This window comes from Gottfriedia sp. OAE603 (genome assembly GCF_040543965.1).
GTDB classification, from domain to species: Bacteria; Bacillota; Bacilli; order Bacillales; family Bacillaceae_G; genus Gottfriedia; species Gottfriedia solisilvae.
Genome location: NZ_JBEUNN010000001.1, coordinates 1,875,012 through 1,897,179, shown reverse-complemented (window position 1 = coordinate 1,897,179; position 22,168 = coordinate 1,875,012). Strand labels below are relative to the sequence as shown.

Annotated in this window: 17 protein-coding genes; 3 read left to right on the top strand and 14 right to left on the bottom strand. The window is 33.3% G+C overall.

Annotated features, from left to right (window positions below; genetic code table 11):
• Positions 1–5: 5 nt before the first annotated feature.
• Entirely contained in the window at positions 6–527 is a 522-nt protein-coding gene (locus tag ABID96_RS09405; RefSeq protein ID WP_192601776.1) for a hypothetical protein, read from the bottom strand.
• A gap of 208 nt (positions 528–735) precedes the next feature.
• Between ABID96_RS09405 and pepF the strand changes: the two genes are divergently transcribed.
• Positions 736–2,547 (top strand): oligoendopeptidase F, encoded by a 1,812-nt coding sequence (gene pepF / locus ABID96_RS09400; RefSeq protein WP_192601775.1) that lies wholly within the window; start codon positions 736–738, stop codon positions 2,545–2,547.
• A gap of 46 nt (positions 2,548–2,593) precedes the next feature.
• Here pepF and ABID96_RS09395 read toward each other — a convergent pair whose 3' ends face one another.
• From ABID96_RS09395 to ABID96_RS09375, 5 genes are all read right to left on the bottom strand, one after another.
• Positions 2,594–3,979: an amino acid permease gene (locus ABID96_RS09395; protein WP_192601774.1), complete on the bottom strand. Its 1,386-nt coding sequence runs from the start codon at positions 3,977–3,979 to the stop codon at positions 2,594–2,596.
• Between the two features lie 181 nt (positions 3,980–4,160).
• Positions 4,161–4,808 (bottom strand): nitroreductase family protein, encoded by a 648-nt coding sequence (locus ABID96_RS09390; RefSeq protein WP_192601773.1) that lies wholly within the window; start codon positions 4,806–4,808, stop codon positions 4,161–4,163.
• A gap of 11 nt (positions 4,809–4,819) precedes the next feature.
• Entirely contained in the window at positions 4,820–6,655 is a 1,836-nt protein-coding gene (locus tag ABID96_RS09385; protein ID WP_192601772.1) for an ABC transporter ATP-binding protein, read from the bottom strand.
• Positions 6,636–8,378 carry an ABC transporter ATP-binding protein gene (locus tag ABID96_RS09380; protein ID WP_192601771.1) on the bottom strand — a complete coding sequence of 581 codons (1,743 nt, stop codon included), beginning with the start codon at positions 8,376–8,378 and terminating at the stop codon, positions 6,636–6,638. The genes ABID96_RS09385 and ABID96_RS09380 overlap by 20 nt, the downstream gene beginning before the upstream one ends.
• Positions 8,379–8,508: 130 nt before the next feature.
• Positions 8,509–10,287 (bottom strand): M3 family oligoendopeptidase, encoded by a 1,779-nt coding sequence (locus tag ABID96_RS09375; protein WP_192601770.1) that lies wholly within the window; start codon positions 10,285–10,287, stop codon positions 8,509–8,511.
• 263 nt (positions 10,288–10,550) lie between these two features.
• On the opposite strand from ABID96_RS09375, the gene ABID96_RS09370 reads away from it, so the two are divergent.
• On the top strand, positions 10,551–11,102 hold the full coding sequence (locus ABID96_RS09370; RefSeq protein WP_192601769.1) for a 3D domain-containing protein: 552 nt from the start codon (positions 10,551–10,553) through the stop codon (positions 11,100–11,102).
• 13 nt (positions 11,103–11,115) lie between these two features.
• On the opposite strand, the gene ABID96_RS09365 is transcribed toward ABID96_RS09370, so the two are convergent.
• Both ABID96_RS09365 and ABID96_RS09360 read right to left on the bottom strand, forming a co-directional pair.
• Positions 11,116–11,511, bottom strand: coding sequence for a hypothetical protein (locus ABID96_RS09365; protein ID WP_192601768.1), 396 nt, complete (start codon positions 11,509–11,511; stop codon positions 11,116–11,118).
• A 16-nt stretch (positions 11,512–11,527) separates the two neighbouring features.
• A complete protein-coding gene (locus ABID96_RS09360) occupies positions 11,528–12,232 on the bottom strand; it encodes a DUF421 domain-containing protein (RefSeq protein WP_377896820.1) in 705 nt (234 codons plus the stop codon).
• A gap of 102 nt (positions 12,233–12,334) precedes the next feature.
• Here ABID96_RS09360 and ABID96_RS09355 point away from each other — a divergent pair, with 102 nt between their 5' ends.
• Positions 12,335–12,469 (top strand): hypothetical protein, encoded by a 135-nt coding sequence (locus tag ABID96_RS09355; protein WP_377897090.1) that lies wholly within the window; start codon positions 12,335–12,337, stop codon positions 12,467–12,469.
• Positions 12,470–12,546: 77 nt separating this feature from the next.
• Here ABID96_RS09355 and thrB read toward each other — a convergent pair whose 3' ends face one another.
• The 6 genes from thrB to ABID96_RS09325 form a co-directional block, all read right to left on the bottom strand.
• Entirely contained in the window at positions 12,547–13,455 is a 909-nt protein-coding gene (gene thrB, locus ABID96_RS09350) for a homoserine kinase (protein ID WP_192601766.1), read from the bottom strand.
• Positions 13,452–14,510: a threonine synthase gene (gene thrC / locus ABID96_RS09345; RefSeq protein ID WP_192602065.1), complete on the bottom strand. Its 1,059-nt coding sequence runs from the start codon at positions 14,508–14,510 to the stop codon at positions 13,452–13,454. The genes thrB and thrC overlap by 4 nt, the downstream gene beginning before the upstream one ends.
• A gap of 1 nt (position 14,511) precedes the next feature.
• Positions 14,512–15,807, bottom strand: a complete 1,296-nt coding sequence (locus ABID96_RS09340; RefSeq protein ID WP_192601765.1) for a homoserine dehydrogenase — start codon at positions 15,805–15,807, stop codon at positions 14,512–14,514.
• Positions 15,808–15,938: 131 nt separating this feature from the next.
• Complete coding sequence (gene metA / locus ABID96_RS09335) at positions 15,939–16,844, bottom strand: homoserine O-acetyltransferase MetA (protein WP_192601764.1); 906 nt, start codon at positions 16,842–16,844, stop codon at positions 15,939–15,941.
• Positions 16,845–16,959: 115 nt separating this feature from the next.
• Positions 16,960–20,337 (bottom strand): methionine synthase, encoded by a 3,378-nt coding sequence (gene metH / locus ABID96_RS09330; protein WP_192601763.1) that lies wholly within the window; start codon positions 20,335–20,337, stop codon positions 16,960–16,962.
• Positions 20,334–22,160, bottom strand: a complete 1,827-nt coding sequence (locus tag ABID96_RS09325) for a bifunctional homocysteine S-methyltransferase/methylenetetrahydrofolate reductase (protein WP_192601762.1) — start codon at positions 22,158–22,160, stop codon at positions 20,334–20,336. The genes metH and ABID96_RS09325 overlap by 4 nt, the downstream gene beginning before the upstream one ends.
• Positions 22,161–22,168 lie beyond the last annotated feature (8 nt).

Here is a 22,168-nt window from a genome sequence, read left to right as displayed (position 1 = left end):
TGCATCTACCCTCCTATTTCTATTTTTAGAGGTTTTTCACCAAAGTAAACATCTCCTCCTTTAAGGAGACTGCCATACTTTATAAAAGTCCCATATAACTTTATATAAGAATAGTTTTCATGATCCTTTTTTTCTATTTGATAACCAAAAGCATTGTTTCTAATATTTTGACCATATTTACCATATATCGATTGAATATCTTTTGTTTGTTTTTCAGGTTTATAAAGGATCAGACCTTCTAAATTTTGCTTACCAACAACAAAAGCTATTCTTTTATCCACGGCCCCTTTTTCGTCCGTAACTAAAGTAGTTTCATAAACTGATTTTTTACTATCTTGATCCTTGATGATAAAATCTAATTTTGCATTTTTTGGAAGAGAAGAAGTTACTTGAAACGTAAATGTTTTCTCATCAAAAGTTCCACTTGCTTGAATTTGTAAATTTTTAGGTGGCTTTTTAATTGTACATGCAGTAAGTCCCAATATCGCAAACGACATGAATAGTATAATACTAAATTTCTTGTTCATATGGTAACTAACTCCTTTCTAACAATCTTTAAAAAAATGACAAATTGTTACAATTGTGAAACAGGCACCTTTAATTCTACCAAAATTATGACAAAAGATGCACAAAAAGTTATTTAAATTTTCTATTTTATCGAATAATTTTACACAGGTTGTCCATTTATTAAAGTATAATAGACTCGTAAGAATACTTTTTTGAGGAGGAAATTTGATGGAAAAAACATTAGAAAAACGCCTTAATCGTTCAGAAGTACCTACTGAAATGACCTGGAAGCTTGAAGATTTATTCCAAACGCGTTTGGAATGGCTTGATGCATTAGAAGACATAGAGAAAGATTTAGTTGAAATAACTGCTTTTAAAGGATCAGTTATTTCATCGGCAAATAGTTTGGTTAATACGCTATTAGCATATGAATCTATTATGCTTAAATTAGTAAGAACAGGTACTTATGTAAGTCTCCGTCAGTCTGAGGATGGTACAAATTCTCAAAACCAATCAGATAGCCTTCAATATTCTGCATTAAACACAAAAGTAAATACGGCCTTAACATTTATTAAATCAGAACTTTTACATTTAGATAAGGCATTATTTGAGACATACTTAAATGAAGAAAAAGAATTAGAAGTTTTCAAATTAGCTGTTGAGGAAATTCTAGAGTCAAAACCACATCAATTACTTCCTGAAACAGAAGAAGCATTAGCTGCACTAGGCGAAGTTACTTCTGCACCATACCGTATTTATCAAACAAGCAAAGCAGCAGATTTAACGTTTGATTCTTTTGTAGATGAAAATGGTAAAGAATTACAAAACTCCTTTGCTATGTTTGAAAATTTATATGAATTTTCTCCAAATCATACTGTACGAAAAGAAGCGTATCAATCTTTCACAAAAACATTAAACCAATATAAAAATACATATGCAGCTGTATATGCTACAGAAGTAAAGAAACAAGTTGCTTTAAGTAAGTTACGCAAATATGAGAGCGTAACTCATATGTTATTAAAATCCCATAAAATAACTTTAGAAATGTATCAAAACCAATTATCTGTTATTTTCAATGAATTAGCCCCTCATATGCGTAAACTCGCAAATTTAAAGAAAAAACAACTTGGACTTGATACTTTACATTTTTATGATTTAAAAGCGCCTTTAGATGTAGATTTTAATCCAAGTACTACATATGAAGATGCAAAAGAAACCATACTAAAATCTTTAGAAGTTATGGGTCCTGAATATTTATCTATTATGGAAAAAGCATTTGATGAGCGCTGGATTGATTATTCCGATAATGTTGGGAAATCTACAGGTGCATTTTGCTCAAGCCCATATGGTGTTCATCCATACATTTTAATTAGCTGGCAAGACCATATGCGTAATGCCTTTGTGTTAGCTCATGAACTTGGTCACGCGGGACACTTTTATTATGCAAATAAATATCAAAGAGTAGTAAATACACGCCCTTCTATGTATTTTATTGAAGCTCCTTCTACATTTAATGAAATGTTATTAGGTCAGTATTTACTTAAAAATACTAATGATCCACAAATGAAACGTTGGGTCATCCTACAATTACTAGGTACTTACTATCATAATTTTGTTACGCACCTGTTGGAGGGTGAATTCCAAAGAAGAATTTATGAACTAGCTGAAAAAGGCACTCCTTTAACTGCTAATACATTCTGCGAAGTAAAAGGAAATGTGTTAAAAGAATTCTGGGGTGACTCTGTCGTCATTGATGAAGGGGCAAGTTTAACTTGGATGCGCCAACCTCATTATTATATGGGATTATATCCTTACACATATTCTGCGGGATTAACTGCATCTACTGCAATTTCAAGAAGAATTACTAGTGAAGGCAAACCTGTCATTGATGCATGGATAGAAGTCTTAAAAGCTGGAGGATCAAAAAAACCAGAAGAATTATTGAAAATGGCTGGGGTAGATTTGACAACTAGTGCCCCAATTAAAGAAGCGGTTGAATATGTTGGTTCATTAGTAGATGAACTAGATTCTTTGTTGTAATACAATCAAAAAACACCCAAATTAATAACTAATTTGGGTGTTTTTTCTAATTCTTATTTTTATTTTTAGCTAAATTTCCATTTCTATATAAAATAAATCCAATACAACCAAATAGTACAGGACCTAATACAATTGGTAAATATTCTAATAATGTCGTACTAGGTGCAGGAATTAACGTTAATAAAATTGTACCTACAACAGATAGCATCCCAACTAAAGCAACCGTAATGGCAATTTTGTTGTTTTTTATTTTAAATGGTCTTTCAATATTTTTTTCCGTCATTCTAAGCTTGATATATGCACTGATTAAGAACACATAAGGAATAAAAAATGCTAGAGTTGACATTAAAATTAACATATTTAAAGCAGAAGATACACTAGGTACAAATGCCGATAGTAATAAGATTAGCGTTACTGCAATCGCCTGGCCCTTCACAAGAGTGGCTGGCATTCCATCTTTATTTTTTTTCAATAGATTTTTAGATAAAACTTCCTTCGCACTTTCCGCAATCATTACACTTGGGTTTAATATTAAAAATGAAAGTGACCCGACAAATGCTAAAACAAAACAAATACCTAAAATCTGAGATAATGAGAAGCTAAGTCCAAATTGATTCGTGATCTTATCAGCGAATAAATACAATGCCGTAGCTGTTTGGTCTGATGAAATTGTAATGACAAATTGGAAAGCGATCGTTGCAAGTATATAAACTGTCGCAATAATAATTGATGTAATCAAGATTGCTCTAGGAAATGTTTTTTGAGGATTTTTTACATTACCTGCAATTGTTCCAAGCATTTCGGCGCCAGAAAAACCAAACATTAATGTAGATAAAAACATGATTGCTCCAAATGATAAATTGTTTGGCATAATTGTTTCACTTGTAAAGTTAGTCGCACTTGTTTCCCCGCTGAGCATACTGTAAATTCCGAATCCGAAAATTAAAATAGCTGGAACTAATACACCTAATGGTGCTCCGATTGAAGCTAGTCTCCCACTCATCTTAGTCCCTTTTAATGTAAGTAATGTGACAATCCAAAATATAATACTTGATATGATTGCTGTTTTCATAGGATTATTTGCGATGCCTGGTTGATTGATTCCATATGCAATTGCAATTGTAGTCGTTAATAAAAGTGATGGATAGTACGTAAAATTTGCGATCCAAAAGAACCATGAACATAAAAATGAAGCTTTTTCACCAAAAGCTTTACGAACCCATACTCCCATTCCACCTTGATTTGGATAAGTAGTTGATAATTCTGCAACAATTAAACCAAGTGGTATAAAGTAGATAATTGCTGCAATAATCCAATAAAACATGGCAGATGGTCCAATTGTCGAAGCAAATGCAATATTTCGCAACCCAAGTATTGAATTTATGCTTAGAAATGATAAGGCTAGTACACCTAATTTTTTTGATTGACCCATGTTGTTAACACCTTTCAAATAACAAAATCTATAATTTATATTTCACTCGAATCATTATACATATGTGTAAATATAAATTCAATTGTAATATTATTCCAAAATACCATTTTCTTTGTAATTGATATGAAAAAACAACAAAAAAAAGAGAAGAATTCATCTTCTCTTTCAATAATATAAATATTTATTCAACGTAACGAATAATATCAGCTACTTCTTTACGTGCTAATTTTTTAGCAGCTTCAGAAGGATAACCTAATGAGATGACCATATTTATTTCACGATCTTCTGGAATATCTAAATAATCTCTTAGCTTATCTTGTGCTAATAAAACTGGACCTGTCATTGGGCAAGTGCCTAATCCTAATGCATGAGCTGCTAGCATTAAATTTTGTGATGCTAAACAACTGCTTTTAATACCTTCTTCCGTCCAAACCTCTGGTTCAACAAATCCAATAGGATCAAAGATTTTTGTACGGAACTTAGACTCGTATGGTGTTGCTAAACAAATAATTAAAACTGGTGCTTCACGAAACGCTGTTGCATATGGACCAAAAGAACGAACTAATAGCTTCCCTTCTTTTTCTAATCCTTTTTCCTTCGCTTTTTCAGCGACTTCATGCAAAGAATCCCATGTCATTTCTTCAATCTTTTTAATTTTATCAGTGTTTTTAATAATAATAAATTCCCATGTTTGTGAGTTTGTGTCACTTGGAGCATAGCGTGCACAATCAATAATCTCTTCAATGATTTCATTTGAAACTGGCTGATCAGTATATTTACGAATACTTCTTCTACCGTGAATAATTTCTTTAAATGAATTGTAGTCCATATTTCCACCCTTTATTGTATATGCTGATCTTCATTCATCCCTTGATGATTCACTAATTCATAGTAAAATCCTTGTTGATTTAGTAATTCGTCATGTGTCCCTCTCTCTACACACATTCCGTCTTGTAAAACTAGAATTTGATTAGCATTTTTTATAGTATTTAATCGATGTGCAATGACAAAGCTAGTTCGACCTTCCATTAATCTTAGCAATGCTTCTTGAATTTTAATTTCTGTAATTGTATCAATACTACTTGTCGCTTCGTCTAAAATTAATATTGCAGGATTTGCTAATATGGCTCTTGCAATAGAGAGAAGTTGCTTTTGCCCTTGACTAATTTGTCCGTCATCTTGCTGTAAAATTGTATCATATCCATTAGGAGTTTTGGTGATAAAATTATGGGCATTTGCTAGTTTTGCAGCTTCTTCTACTTCCTCATCTGAAGCATTTAGGCGACCATATCGAATATTTTCACGAATAGTACCTTTAAATAAAAATGAGTCTTGAAGAACAAACGCCATTTGTTCACGCAAATTCTTCCTTGAATAATTTTCAATTTTCACACCATCTATGAGTATATCACCACTATTGATTGTATAAAAGCGCGAAAGTAAATTTACGACCGTTGTTTTTCCAGCACCAGTAGGTCCAATTAAGGCAATTGTCTCTCCTGAGTTTGCTTTAAATGAGACTTCTGTTAGAGTATTACTATCTTTTCCATAAGAAAAACATACATTCTTAAACTCAACTTCACCTTTAATTATTTTACGATGATCGATAATATTTGTTTCATCGATCGCTTCAACATCCTCATCAAGAATTGAAAATACACGTTCTGCTCCTGCAATTGCAGAAAGTAACGTATTAAATTGGTTCGATAAATCATTTAATGGTCTCGTGAATTGTCTTGAATACTCAGTAAAAATAACAATAGTTCCGATTGAAATAATGTCTTTGAATGCAAAATATCCACCAATACCTGCTATTATTGCAAAGCTTGCATTATTTAATACATTCATGAACTTTGGAATGAAACCTGCAAAAATCAACGCCCAAAATCCTGACGTTTTTAGTTTTTCATTTTTAATTTGGAAATCACGAATCATTTTATCTTCTTGAGAGAAGGTTTTAATAATTCTCTGACCAGAAATTGTTTCTTCGATAAACCCGTTCATTTCACCTAAATTTCTTTGTTGAATCTTATATAATTGTCCAGTTCGATTTGTAATCCATTTAATTCCGACTACTAATATAGGTACAATTGATAGTGTTAATAAAGTTAAGAGCGGACTGTAATAGATCATGACTGAAACTGTACCAACTAAAGTCAGTACACTGGAGAAAATTTGAATCACAGAACTGTTTAAAGTTGAGCTTACATTCTCCAAGTCATTTGTTACGCGACTCATTAATTCACCATGCTGTCTTTTTTCAAAAAATGATATTGGTAATTTATGAAATTGTTTAAATAGCTCTGTTCTCATTTTATTAACTGTATTTTGAGCAATTTCAATCATCCAATAGTTTTGAAGAAATAAAGATGCTGAATATCCAAGATAAATAAAAATAAGCGAAACAATCAACATACTTAAACCATGTAAATTATTTTTTATGATGAAATGATCGATTGCATATCCAACTAATACCGGTCCAAGCAAACCTAATACAGAACTTATTAAAACTAATAACAAAACTAGACTTAGTTTTGCCTTCATGAATGATAAATAGCTCCATATTCTTTTTAATGTACCAGTAACATTTCTTGCTCTCGATTTTTCCTTTTCATTTTTCTTTAGTTGTAACGGAATATGTTTATATCGGAAAGGTTTAGTTAGCTCCTTTAGCATTCGGAATTTCCTCCCTTCCGTATTGTGAATAATAAATTGCTTTATACAGCTTAGAAGATTCCAGCAGTGAATCATGCGTACCTTCTTTAACTAAGCATCCATCATCAATAATCAATATTTTATCTGCATTTTTAGCAGAACTGATTTTTTGCGTGATGATAAATATAGTACAATCATATTCCTTTAATGATTGAATTAATTTTGCTTCTGTTTTTAAATCTAACGCACTAGTACTATCATCGAGTAATAGAAGACTAGGTTTTCTTAATAATGCTCTTGCAATAGCAAGTCTTTGCTTTTGTCCACCAGATAAATTAACACCCTTTTGCCCAATTTTACTTTCATAACCATTAGGGAATGAAAGTATTGTTTCATGAATTTGAGCGTGTTTTGCAGCGGTATAAACATCTTCATCTGAAGCAGTTTCTCTACCCATTAATAAATTCTCTTTAATCGTTCCTGTAAATAATAATGCTTCTTGAGGTACATAACCAATTTGACCGCGTAGCTCCTTACTATTCATTTTACGAATATCTTGATCATCAATCAAAATAGTCCCAGCGCTTACATCATATAAACGCGGAATTAATTGAAATAATGAGGTTTTCCCAGCTCCGGTAGAACCTAGAATCGCAATTGAAGTTTTCGGATATGCAACAAAAGAGATATCTTGTAATACATTATTTTCTGTATTTGGATATTGAAATGAAACATCATGAAATTGAACTTTTCCTTCAATTCGATTTCTTAGTTTATTTCCTTCATTCTTTTCAATAAAGTCTTCTTCGATTGAAAGTACTTCTTCAATTCGCTCTGAAGATGCTCTAGCTCTTGAAAAAGCCATGATGATAAAAGAAAATACAGAAAATGTAGAAGTAATTCTTGATATATAGTTAACGATCGCAACAATCTCACCAATATTAGATTGATTAGAATGAACTTTACTATTTCCATACCACAGTACGACTAAAATTGAAGCATTCATAAAAAGTAATAGAACAGGCATTGTCACTTCCATTGTTTTAAGTGCAGTTGCAGTTTTTCTTTTTAAATTATTGTTAATCACTTGAAATCTTTCGTCTTCAAAATCATTTCTTACAAATGCTTTGATTAGCTTCATTCCCATTAGATTTTCTCGTAATACACTATTCACTGAATCTACGTTTTCTTGTACCCTCTTAAACAGTTCTCTACCTTTTTGAACCATCCAATTTAAAAAGAAAAATAACAATGGCAATATAAAAAATAAAACAAACGAAAGTTTCCAATCTAATATAAGTGCCATTACAACACTACCCACTACCATGAGCGGGGCTCTTAGGATTATTCTTAAACTCATAAACACAGTATTCTGTAGCTGAGTTACATCATTTGTGAGTCTTGTAATTAAGGAAGATGTCGGTAAAAAATTAAAGGTTGTAAATGAAAAAGTTTGGACCTTTTCAAATAATGACTTACGTAGTCCAAACGCAAAGCTTTGACTAACATGTGTTGAATAAAATGTATTCAAAACGCCGCCTATAAACGCGACAACAGATAGCACAAGCATGACCAAGCCCCATTTTGTAACGTAGGACAAGTCATTGTTTAAGATCCCTTTATCAATAATTTTCGATAGAATATATGGTTGATATAATTCTACAATTAATTCGACTAGTAGAAAAAATATCGCAGCCCCCATTGTAAGGCGATATGGTTTTAAAAACGTTAAACTTTTCATCATTAGTCACTCCCTGACTAAAGAGGCAAACATTAAAACCCCTCCGTGTTTTCTTATCTATTTTTAATAAAAGCAGTACAAACAGGAAAAGAACTCGTAATAAAACGAGTTCTCTTCTCCAAAAAGATATCATTTAAGTAAGGGATAAGAATTCTTCAACGTCTTTCAATGAAAGTTTTACTGCACTTTCCCAGAAATCGCGTTTTGTTAAATCCACACCTAAATGTTTTTGTGCTAATTCTTCAACTGTCATAGATGCTGTATCTTTTAAAAGAGCGATATATTTCTGTTCGTAGCTTTTACCTTCTTCTAACGCCTTTGCATAAATACCTAATGAGAATAAGTATCCAAACGTATAAGGGAAGTTATAGAATGGTACGCCAGTAATATAGAAATGAAGCTTTGATGCCCAGAAATGTGGATGGTATTCTTCTAAAGCTCCGCAATATGCCTCTTTTTGTGCTTCTTCCATTAATTCATTGATTCTATTTTTGCTAACAATGCCATTTTTACGTTCTTCATAAAAACGTGTTTCAAATAAGAAACGTGCGTGAATATTCATATAGAATGCAACACTACGTTGTACTTTATCTTCTAATAATGCTAAGCGTTCCTCATTAGTGCCAGCATTTTTTACTGCTGCATCAGCAACAATCATCTCTGCAAAAGTTGACGCTGTTTCTGCTACATTCATCGCATAATACCTATTCAGCGTATGAACGTCCCTCATTGCATATGAATGGAATGCGTGACCTAGTTCATGTGCTAAAGTTGAAACATTAGAAGCAGTACCAGAGAAAGTCATAAAAATACGAGATTGACTGCTCTCAGGGAATCCAGTACAGAATCCGCCTGGACGTTTTCCAGAACGGTCTTCAGCTTCAATCCATGAATCTTCAAAAGCCATTTTCGTAAAATCAGTTAATTCATCACCGAAATGTTTGAATTGATCTAAAATAAATTCTGCACCTTCAGAATAAGAAACGCTAGAATCTGTATCTGCTACTGGAGCATCTAAATCATACCAGCTTAATTTCTCTACACCTAATAATTTTGCTTTTCGTTGTAAATATTCAACAAATGGAGCTTTATTGTCAATAATCGCTCCCCACATTGCATCAAGTGTTTCTTGACTCATTCGATTAATTGAAAGTGGCTCTCTTAAAACATTATCCCATCCTCTTTGTCCGTAAACGTTTAAACGGAATCCGGCTAAATGGTTTAAGATTTTTGCAAAGTAATCTGCTTCACTACTCCATGTTTCTTCCCATTTACCAAAAATCTCCTGTCTAACATTTCGATCTTTAGCTGAAAACAGATTTGATGCTTGACCAACAGATAATGATTTTCCATCATGCTCGATTTGCATTTTTCCTACTACAGTGTCGTACATTTGACCCCAACCATGGTAACCATCTACTGAAAGGGCTGTAATTAACGACTCCTGTTCTACCGATAATAATTCTTTTGCGTTTTGACGACGTTCGTTTAACACAAATGAAATTTCTTTAAAATCGTCACTTTCTAAAATTTCAGTCCACACAGTATCATTTACTTTTGTTAATTGATCATGGAACATAGTTAAAGTCGTAGAGAACTTCGCAAATAATGCAGTTAAAGTTCCACGAAGCAAATTCGCTTTTTGATCGGCCATGTTTTGTGCTTGTAAGCAACTTACGAAACCGCTAGCTTGTGATAATTTCTTTCCAACTGCTTGAATATTAACAATAATATTATGTAATTCTTTTACTTCATTACTACTTTTTGGTGCAGTAAATTGTGTAACTTGGTGTTCAAGATTTTCTAATAAACTACTAATCTCTTCTATGTATTGTGCAAATTCTGAAGACTCGCTCCCGCCTTTAAAAAATACATCTAAATCCCACGTTAATGAATACGTATTCGTTGACATGCTATCCCACCTTTATTGATTATGTATTTACATTCTACATTATACATTATTCTAAATATTTAGTCTAATCCTCCAACTCGTTATAATTATTTGATTTATTTTATCCAGTATGTCGAATCAGTAAGGCTATTGACACTCTCCTCCTTTTATTTCTAATATGTCAAAAGTAACATAATTGTAATATAATCTAAAAACTATTGAAATCTCACTGTCACATTTCCATGGTAAAGTATGAAACATAGAAATAGACAGGAGCGAAAAATATGAAAAAAATGATAACATGTTTTGTTACTACTGTTTTTCTAACAATGGGATTTACAAATCATACATATGCTTACTCTTACAAGGTTAAGTCTGGTGATACTTTATCGCAAATTTCAAAAAAGCATAAGGTAACTGTTTCTCAATTAAAATATTGGAACAAATTGAAATCAGACCGTATAAATATTAATCAAGTACTACAAATTAAACCAGCTAAGAAAAGTACAACTACGAAAACAACTTCAACAACTGCAAAACCTGTTAAAGTGTTAAAAATGAAAGCGTCTGCTTATACTGGCAGCTGTAAAGGTTGCAGTGGTAAAACAGCAACAGGATTAAATTTAAAAAAGAATCCTGATTTAAAAGTTATTTCTGTTGACCCTAAAGTTATTCCATTAGGCTCAAAGGTTTATGTTGAAGGCTACGGTTACGCTATTGCAGGCGATACTGGTGGCGCACTTAAAGGAAACAAAATCGACGTATTTATCCCAAATCAGAAAAAAGCCCTTAATTGGGGAGTTAAAACAGTAACGGTAAAAGTATATAAGAAATAAAAAAAACGAGCCACTAGTATTGGCTCGTTTTTCTTGTTCTTAATCCATTTTTATTCAGATCAAACAGCTTGCGATCTAGTTCATTTAAAAATTCAATCCGTTTTTCTTCATTTGAAAGAATTTCATTCATATTACATTTTAGAATGTAAGTTCGAATACTGATCCTTTGAGCCATTTCAACCGAATAAATTTTATATGGTTCAAACCATGGCTCAGCTTCAAGTACAGCTATTCGTCCTAAGACTAACTCTTCATTTTTGTTTTTAATTGGACAACCAAGCTTCTCAAATAATTTTCCAAACAGTTTTTCAAATAAAAAGTGAAAAATGAATTCAATAAGTATCTCTGCTATGAATCTAAAAATCATTCCAATTACAAAACCGCATACTCTAAGTAGCACTTCGAACATGAAAACAACCTCGATTTTATTTATATAAATATATATCTATCTTATCATTTTCATTTAAAGTTGCTAGTAATATTTCATTGATTTGAACATGATATGTATGTTTTAATTCTGCGATTAACCAACTTGAATCCTTGTTCATTTTTGTCAAAACTTCTTGTTCAATTGTACCATCTTTAATAATCGGTTGATTAAAGTGAAATGGTTTCTCTTTTATTTGAAGGTCCTCTCTTGTTGGGTGCTCATATTTCGGATATAAAAATGTTGAAATAAAACCACCAGCTTCCCAACATGCCAAAGCAACCTTCTTCGGATCATCAATTTTTTCCTTTCTAAGCTCTGAAAGTAATTCATCAATGGTAATTCGTGCTTTTTTTAAATTCTGATATTGAATCTTTCCATTAGAAATTAGATGCAATGGATGGGGATTCACAAAATGTTTAAACTTATTTGATCTAAACGTTAAATAATTACAAATTAAATATAAGATGACTAAAACACCAATTGAAATAAAAGAATCTGTTAATGATAAATGTTCATCTGATAAAGGATGTGCAATGATATTGCCTACGATAAGGACAACAACAAAATCCAGCAGTCTCATTTGCGAAATCGTTCTTTGCCCTAATATTTTCACACTAAATAACATAAAAATAAATCCTATAGTTGCTCTTAACATCCAGTCAAAAAAAGTTAAAGAATGATCACTAAATAAAAAAGACAATTTTCTACCTCCGATGGATTACTCAACTATAGTATCAGAATAATTATGCAAACTATACTACATAATAAACTGAATACATCTAATGTTTTGGAGCTGATTTTATTGGAAGATAAGAAATTAACGATAACTGGAACTGATATTGAAGAGGTAAAAAAACAAAATGCAAATTCAGGATTAACATATAATCAAGTGAAACAATTACTAGCTGATCAATATAATAAGAAGCAAAACAAATAAAACCACTCATTTATGTGTACTGCACCTTACTGTTAGTTGGCTACAGATGGGTTGCAATGCATAAATGAGTGGTTTTATTATTTCACATGGATAGAATGTTCTACCTTTGCACCGTTATTTTCAATAGTAATTTCGCTTACTTCATAGTTCGGGAATAAATTTCCAAAAAATTCTTTGGCATTTTGACAATATTCTTTATCTACAAATGCTAGTATTGTTGGTCCTGCACCACTTAACACGTGGCCATAAACATATTGTGGAAGTTTATGGTTTTTTAATATTTCTAATTCTTTTACGATTTTACTGCGATATGGTTCGTGAAATAAATCCCGTTTCATCATATCTCCTGCAAGTTTCCAATTTTCACTTAACAATGCAGCAACGAGTAAATTACTAAAGCTACTAGATAAAATTGCATCTTTATGTGGGATTTCTTTCGGTAAAATATTTCTAGCATGTTTAGTTTCTAATTCATAGGTCGGGATAATTGCAATGACTGAAACATTATTTATTGTTGAATGTTGAATATAAGCCTTTTCATCAATATAAGTTCCAATTACCAATCCACCATAAATTGATGCGCCAACATTGTCCATATGCCCTTCCATCGATGTTGCAATCGAAAGTTGGTCATCTAAGCCTAAGTTTAGATGACATAATTCATTCGCTAATAAAATACCACCGATAATAGCTGAAGCACTACTCCCAAGACCTCTTGTTAGTGGAATATTACTCTTAAGCTTTAAATGGCAAGCAGGTAAATCTTTATGGAATTGTTTTGCAACATCAAATGCAGTCTGAAAAATCAAATTGGATTCATCAGTCGGAATACCTGTTAAATAATCACCGTCCGCCTCACAGCTGAACGAATCATGTTCATAAACTTCAATATTTAAAAATCTTCCCAAAGCTATTCCAATTGAATCAAATCCAGGCCCTACATTGGCTGTACTGGCAGGGACTGTGATGTCAAAAAGTTTTTTCATACTGTTACCACACCTTGTAAATGCTCTGCTACTATTTTTTGGTCATTTGGTAATAAAATTGGTTCAATTTGATTCGATTGAATCGCAATATCAGGATCTTTCAACCCATTTCCTGTTAAAATTGCAACTACTTTTGATCCACGTTTAATCAATCCATTTTGAAGGTGTTTATAAACACCAGCTATACTTGCACATGAACCAGGTTCAGCAAAAACGCCTTCTTTAGAAGCAATCAATTTATAAGCTTCAAGTATGTCATCGTCTGAAACGCTATCGATTTTTCCTTCAGACTGATTGATCGCATTGACAGCTTGCTTCCAACTCGCTGGATTTCCAATTCGAATGGCTGTGGCGATTGTTTCAGGATTTTCAACTTTTTGATTATTAACAATTGGTGCTGCCCCTTCTGCCTGGAACCCATGCATTTTAGGTAAAGAGTACCCTTTTGCTTGATTGTATTCAAGGAAACCTTTCCAATAAGCAGTAATATTCCCCGCATTTCCAACCGGAATAGCTAAAACATCTGGCGCTGCCTCTAATTGTTCACATAATTCAAATGCTGCAGTTTTTTGTCCTTCAATTCGATATGGGTTTACAGAATTAACTAATGTAATTGGTTCGGTTTCACTTATTTTTCGGACCATCTGTAATGCATGATCAAAGTTTCCATCAATACTAATAATATGTGCACCATACATGACAGCTTGCGCTAATTTTCCGTAAGCAATTTTACCATTTGGAATAATAACGATACATTTCATGCCCGCTCTTGCTGCATAGGCTGCAGCTGCTGCTGATGTATTACCAGTAGAAGCACAAATAATTGCAGTACTACCCTCTTCCTTTGCTTTTGCGACTGCCATCACCATACCGCGATCTTTGAATGATCCAGTCGGATTTAACCCTTCTAATTTTACATAAAGCTCAATACCCCATTCATTAGATAAAGTAGGTAAATAAAGTAATGGTGTATTTCCTTCATTTAAAGTTAGTTGTGGTGTATTTTCACTAACTGGTAAAAACTCTGTATATCGATTGATTAACCCTTTATACATCTCATTCTTCACCTGCAATTCGATAATAACTTCGAACTTCATCTACAACATCTGATGCTTCTAAATCACGAATTACTTTCTTGAATGCAGCACTTGAAGCTTGATGAGTCACTAAAATAATTTCAGCTAATCCTTGATGTTTTAAAGGAACTTGAATGATTTTCTCAAAACTAATATCACACTCAGTAAATAAAGAAGTTATTTTTGCAAACGATCCTAACTGATCCTGAACTGTAAATCGGAAAAATGATTTAAAGTGAATTTCATGATCATCTTTTAATTCTTTAGGATATTGCGGTAAAACAGCGCTTGTTCCATTTACACCTAAACGCATGTTTTTCATAACAGCAACTAAGTCAGATACGATTGCAGTTGCTGTTGGTAAACTTCCTGCGCCTGGTCCGTAAAACATCGTTTCTCCTACTGCTTCTCCATATACATAAACTGCATTAAATTCATTACTAACTGATGCTAATGGATGACTATGAGAGATTAAAGTAGGTCCAACACTAACTTCAATTCTATTTTCGCTTCTTTTTGCATAGCCGATTAGCTTCATTGTATAACCAAAATATCTTGCATAATCAATATCCTCTGCAGATACTGAACTAATTCCTCTAACTTGAACATCTTCAAGTTCAACATCCATTGAGAAACCGAGTTTCGAAAGAATTGTCATTTTTCTTGCTGCATCAAGTCCTTCAACATCAGAAGTTGGATCTGATTCTGCAAAGCCAAGATCTTGTGCTTCTTTTAATACATCTTCGTATGGTCTACCTTCATTGCTCATTTTTGTTAAAATGAAGTTAGTCGTACCATTTACGATCCCCATTAGTTTCGTCACACGGTCCGCTGCTAATCCATCTACTAAACTACGGATAATCGGAATTCCACCTGCTACGCTTGCTTCATAAAATAGATCACATTTATTTTCATTTGCTACACGTAATAACTCAGTGCCATATAAAGCCATTAAGTCTTTATTTGCCGTTACAACATGTTTTTTATTTCGAAGAGCATGGAGAATGTATCTTCTAGCGTCTTCGATTCCACCCATTACTTCAACGACAACATCAACATCAGCATCATCTAATATTTCTGTCGCATCTGTCGTTAACAAGTCTTTATGAATCGTAATTGCTCTTTCCTTCTCAAGATTCTTTACTAATACTTTTTTAACCTCGACAGAACAACCAATTTGATGAGCTAAGCGATCTTGGTGGGCTTCAACAATTTTGACAACCCCACTACCAACAGTTCCTAGTCCTAATAAACCGATAGAAATACAGTTCTTCATGAAAACTCCTCCGTTTTAATTTTAGATATAATTACCATTATGGTAATGTTTTATGAAAATAGCAATGATAATTTTAAATTTTCTAACAATTTTTCCTTTTATTTGAAATTTTTGTGAAATGTTTAATTGAATTACAATGAATATGGCGTTTCCTGATAAACATAGTAATTTAACCAATTTGAGAATAATAGATTACCATGACTTCTCCAACGGACAATTGGTGGGTTTGTAGGGTCGTCATTTTCATAATAATTTTTAGGGACTTGAATTGCTACCCCTCTTTTTCGATCTCTTTCATACTCATTTTTTAATGTGTTCTCACAGTACTCACTATGACCAGTTGCAAATATTTGTTTTCCATCCTCACTTGAAACTAAATGAACACCAGCTTCTTGAGACATACTTAAAATCTTTAATCCACTTACTTTATCAATATCCTCTCTTTTAATTTCAGTATGACGGGAATGTGGAACATAGTACTGGTCATCAAACCCTCGTACAAGTTTTACAAATCGGTCTTCTAAAGTATGTGGAAAAACACCAAACATCTTGTGCTCTAAATCGTATTTAGGTATACCATAATGATGATATAAACCGGCTTGTGCTCCCCAACATATATGTAAAGTTGAGGTGACATTTTCCTTTGTATAATCCATAATTTCTTTTAATTCAGACCAATAGTCAACATCTTCAAATTCTAATGTTTCAACTGGGGCACCGGTTATGATAAATCCGTCATATTTCGTATCTTTAACTTGCGTAAGTGTTTTATAAAAACTTGTGACATGTTCCTCTGAAATATTTTTAGGCTTGTATGATTCTGTACCAATTAATTCAACATCTACTTGTAATGGAGAATTTGCGATTAACCGTAATATTTGCGTTTCAGTTTCTATTTTTGTTGGCATTAAGTTTAATATACCAATATTTAAAGGACGGATATCTTGAGTTTCAGCGCGTTCTTTCGTCATATAAAATACATTCTCTTTAGATAACACTTCAGTAGCAGGTAAATCCTTACTTATAATAATTGGCATTTTTAATCGCTCCTAATGTAGAATACATAAATATTTGGCAGAAATAGATATCAAATCATTTCTATTTACTGCCAAATGATCATGTTTTTGGTGCATATTACAGTATTCTATTTTGTTACACTGAGAAGTATCTTCCGTCTTTATGTGAGAATACCATTGCTGTTACTGATGCTTCAGGTAGCATCATAAAGCCTTCAGTCAGATTAATACCGATTTCATTTGGATTAATTAACTTAAATAATTTGTCTTGATCCTCTAAATTTGGACATGCTGGATATCCGAACGAAACTCTGATTCCTTGATATTTTGCCTTAAAACGGTCCTGCATTGTAAAATCAGCTGCATCTGGGAATCCCCATTTTTCTCTCATTAACATATGCGTTTTTTCTGCAAGTCCTTCTGCTAGCTCTAAAGCTAGGGAAAATAAAACATGACTTTTTAAATATTCTCCTTCTTCTTTCCATCTTTCAGCAATATTTCTCACCCTCGGACCTGATGTAACAGAGAAAAATCCAACATAGTCCATTTTTTCACCGACTGGGTTTAAGAAATCACTAATACAAAGACCAGGCTCTTTTCTTTGACGAGGAAATTGAAAACGTTCAATCGGTTTTGAAGTAATAGAATCATAGATTACCACATCGTTTCCTTCACTTTGCGCAGGGAAGAATTGATAGATTACTTGACAGTCAAAATATTCATTTCCATCTCTTAATAATTCCTGAACTAATTCATATAATTCCTGACCTCTTTCTTGTTTTTCCCATTTACCTTTTACACCTAAATGGTGACCAATCAACATTTGATAGTTAATAAATGGAGCAACTTGTGAGACTGGAATATTTTTAATGACAGTCTTCTTTAATGAAGAAGGAACTAGACAGTCAGACGGTTGAATGTTTGATCTAGTTGTATTGATTTCAACTTGCGGTAATTCTATGAATTGATTTTCATTATTTATTACCTTTTTGTTATCTATTAAACTTTGACGCTCAACTGGATTTACGATTTTATTTGCTAAATCTAATCCAGTCATCGCATCATTCGAATAAACAACTAAACCATCATAGATTGGTTGAATACGATTATCTGTAAACTTTCTAGTTAGTGCTGCACCGCCTACTAAAATAGGAGTATCGATACCGGCATTTTTTAAATCCCCAGCAGTAATCACCATTTGTTGCGCGGATTTGACTAATAAACCTGATAAGCCAATAATGTCTGGTTCATTTTTACGAATTTGGGTTATTAAATCGTCAGGTCGAATATTGATTCCTAAATTAATGACTTCAAACCCATTGTTGGTTAGAATAATATCTACTAAATTCTTCCCAATATCATGAACATCACCTTTAACAGTTGCCAGTATCACTTTACCTTTACGAGAACTCTCAGTTACTTCCATAAATTGTTCCAAATATGTTACAGAAGCCTTCATAACTTCAGCACTTTGTAGTACTTCAGCAACGATTAGTTCATTATTGTTAAATAGTCTTCCAACTTCGTCCATACCTTTCATCAATGGTCCATTGATAATATTTAATGGTGAATCACCACGATCAATACAAAATTGCAAATCATCAATTAACCCTTGCTTCGAACCCTCTATAATACATGCTGCAAGTCTTTCTTCAACAGGTAATTGTTCCTTTGGTTTTTCTTCCTTCTTTATTGAAAGACGAAAATGTTCTACAAATCGATCTAATGTTTCTTGAGAAGTATTAAATAGTAAATCTTCTGCTAATTCACGTTCGACTTGCGGTATTGATGCAAATCTTTCTAATTTTTCGGTGTTCACAATGGCATAGTCTAAACCAGCTTTCGTTGAATGGTACAAAAAGACTGCGTTTAATACTTCACGCCCACTATTTGGAAGACCAAATGAGATATTACTTAATCCTAAAATGGTTAAACACTCAGGTAGTGCTTCTTTAATCAGACGTATTCCTTCAATCGTCGCTTTTGCAGAACCGATGTATTGAACATCTCCAGTTCCTACTGGAAAAACAAGTGGATCAAAAATGATATCTGAAGGTCGAATATGATACTTTTCAGTTAATAATTGATAACTACGTTTTGCGATTTCCAATTTACGTTCCGCTGATACTGCCATTCCATCTTCATCAATCGTTCCGACGACAACTGCAGCACCATACTTATGGATTAAAGGACAGATTTTTTCAAATCGTTCTTCAGCATCTTCTAAATTAATAGAGTTTATAATTGCTTTACCTTGTATATACGTTAATGCGAGTTCAATTACTTTTTCATCAGTCGAGTCAATCATAATTGGAACCTTTATTTTATTCACCAGTTGTTTTAGAAAATTCTCCATATCATCTAATTCTTCACGGTCAGGATCAGCCATACAAACATCGATGACATGTGCACCTTTTTTAACTTGTGCTCTTGCAATTTCTGCTGCTTCTTCATATTTTCCATCAGCTATTAAATTCTTAAATTTTCTTGAGCCAATAACATTCGTTCTTTCACCAACGAATAAAGGTCTCATACTATCATCATAAATAAGAGATTCTAAACCACTTACTGCATGATCTGTTCTCTTTTTTAATTGACGAGGTTTGATTCCTGTAATAGCTTCTTTCATTGCTTTAATGTGTTCAGGTGTTGTGCCACAACAACCACCTAAAATATTGACCCAACCTTGTTCGGCAAAATCACGTACTTTGTATGCTAATGATTCCGGTGACTCATGATAATGTCCATCCTCATCAGGTAGTCCTGCATTAGGATAACAAGATACATAAGTTTCAGATAACTCAGATAATGACCTCACGTGGTCTCGCATAAATTCAGGACCAGTTGCACAGTTTAACCCGATAGAAATTGGCGAAATGTGCTCAATCGCTAAATAAAACGCATCAATTGTTTGACCAGCAAGTGTTGTACCCATCGGTTCGATCGTGCCTGAAATCATTACTGGAATTGTTTTATCTAACTCTTTAAATGCATTACTAATTCCAATACACGCAGCTTTAACATTTCTCATATCTTGACATGTTTCAACTAATAATAAGTCGACACCACCATTTAATAGTCCAATAGCCTGACGGAAATATGCAGTAATTAATTCCTCAAACGTAACGCCACCAGTGACACTAATTGCTTTTGTCGTTGGGCCCATTGCACCAGCTATAAACACATTTTTCCCAGAAGATTCTACTGCAGCTTTCGCAATCTTAGCAGCTTTTTCATTTAATTCGATATCTAAATGCTGTAAATTGTAATCAGATAAAACGATATTTGTAGCTCCAAATGTGTTTGTCTCAATAATATCTGAACCAGCTAGTATATATTCTTCATGGATTTCTTGAATGATATCTGGACGAGTGACAACTAAATATTCATTACACCCTTCTAGTTCTTCACCACCAAAATCTTCAGCTTGTAAATTTCGTTGTTGAATCATCGTTCCCATTGCTCCATCTAGGAGTAGAATACGTTCTTTTAATGCTGCCTCTAATGCTTTCATAATTGAATCTCCTCTTTTTTACGAGTTTTAGTGTATTGGATTAGTTCTTCAGTAATTTCATATTTTAAGAATGGAGTAATCAAATAGATTCCATTAAACTTATCAATTGCATAATCTACAAGTTCTTTTGCGATGTTTTTACCTTCTTCTATTGCTAATAAAGGATCATTGATATCAATTCGATTTCTAACTTCATCTGTCAAGGTAATTCCTGGTACTTCATAATGAATAAAGTCAGCATTCTTTTTACTAATTAGTGGCATGATGCCAATAAAAATTGGCTGATTGATATGTCTCGTAGATTCATACAAACGATCGATTGTTTCTAAATCATAGACAGGCTGGGTTAAAAAGTAATCTGCACCCGCTTCAACCTTCTTTTCTAGTCTTTTAATAGCAGCATCCATTTTCCTAACATTTGGATTAAATGCAGCGGCTACAGAAAATCTCGTACCGTTTCCTAAACTTTTTCCGGAATATAGTCTACCTTCATTCATTTCTTTGATCATGCGAATAAGTTCAAACGAGGCCACATCATATACCGATGTGGCACCAGGGAAGTCACCTACTCTTGCAGGGTCACCAGTAATGGCTAATACTTCATTTAAACCTAAAGTCGACAGTCCCATTAAATGTGATTGAAGACCAATCATATTTCGATCTCGGCAAGTTAAATGTGTAAGAACAGGAATATTTAATCGTTGTAACATTGACGCAATGGCTACATTTGAAATCCTTGGTGAAGCTAACGGGTTATCAGCTAATGTAATTGCATCTACTCCTGCGTTATTTAAAGCCTTTGCCCCTTCAAAAAATCGTCTAGTTTGTAAAGTTTTCGGTGGATCCAGCTCAGCAATAATAGTAGTTCTTTGTCTTGCTTTCTCTGCTAGCGTTACATTTTTTTGTTCTGGCTGCTTTGGTATTTTTATTGTAATCATTCGATTGTTGACTTCTTTTTTTGTGACAGGCTTTAAATTATCTATTTTATTGCGTAATGCGGCAATGTGTGCGGGTGTTGTACCACAACAACCGCCAATTAAACGAACGCCTTGTTCAATAAAAGGTTTTGCCATATCTTCAAAATATTCTGGATTTGATTTATATACATATTTACCTTCTTCATACAAAGGAAGACCTGAGTTTGGAAATGCCGATAAAAATCCCTTTTTCGGTAATGCAACCGTATTTAAAGATTCAATCATATGAAGTGGACCTAAATGACAATTGATTCCGACTACATCCGCTCCTAAATCTACTAATTTAGGGAGGATTTTTTCAATATATTGACCGCTTTGCATCACACCGATTTCTTGTAAAGTCACCTGTGCAATGATTGGAATGTCTGTGCGCTCTCTAAGTAAGGTAACAGCATCATATAATTCATGTTCATCATAAAAGGTCTCAAGCATGATTCCATCAACACCTTCTTCAAGTAAGGCAGATGCCTGCTCTAACAACATGATTTCTCTTTCTAACGGTGTTGCAAAGGTTGACCCAATGTATTTCATACCACCAATACCACCTAGTATGAGTGCTTTTCCTTTAGATGCTTCTCTTGCATTTCTGACGGCCATTTGATTGATTTGTTTAACTAATTTTTCCAATCCATGCTGTCTTAATTTCCCAGCATTAGCTCCGTATGAATTTGTTTGAATGACCTCCGCACCAGCATTAATATATTGTTCATGAATATGGATAATTCGATCTCGTTCAGTAATGTTTAGTTCTTCAAAGCAACTATGTAATCCCCCAGAATATAATAGAGTCCCCATAGCTCCATCACCTAATACAATTCCATTATTCAATTTTTCCAACAGTCCCACTTGATCAC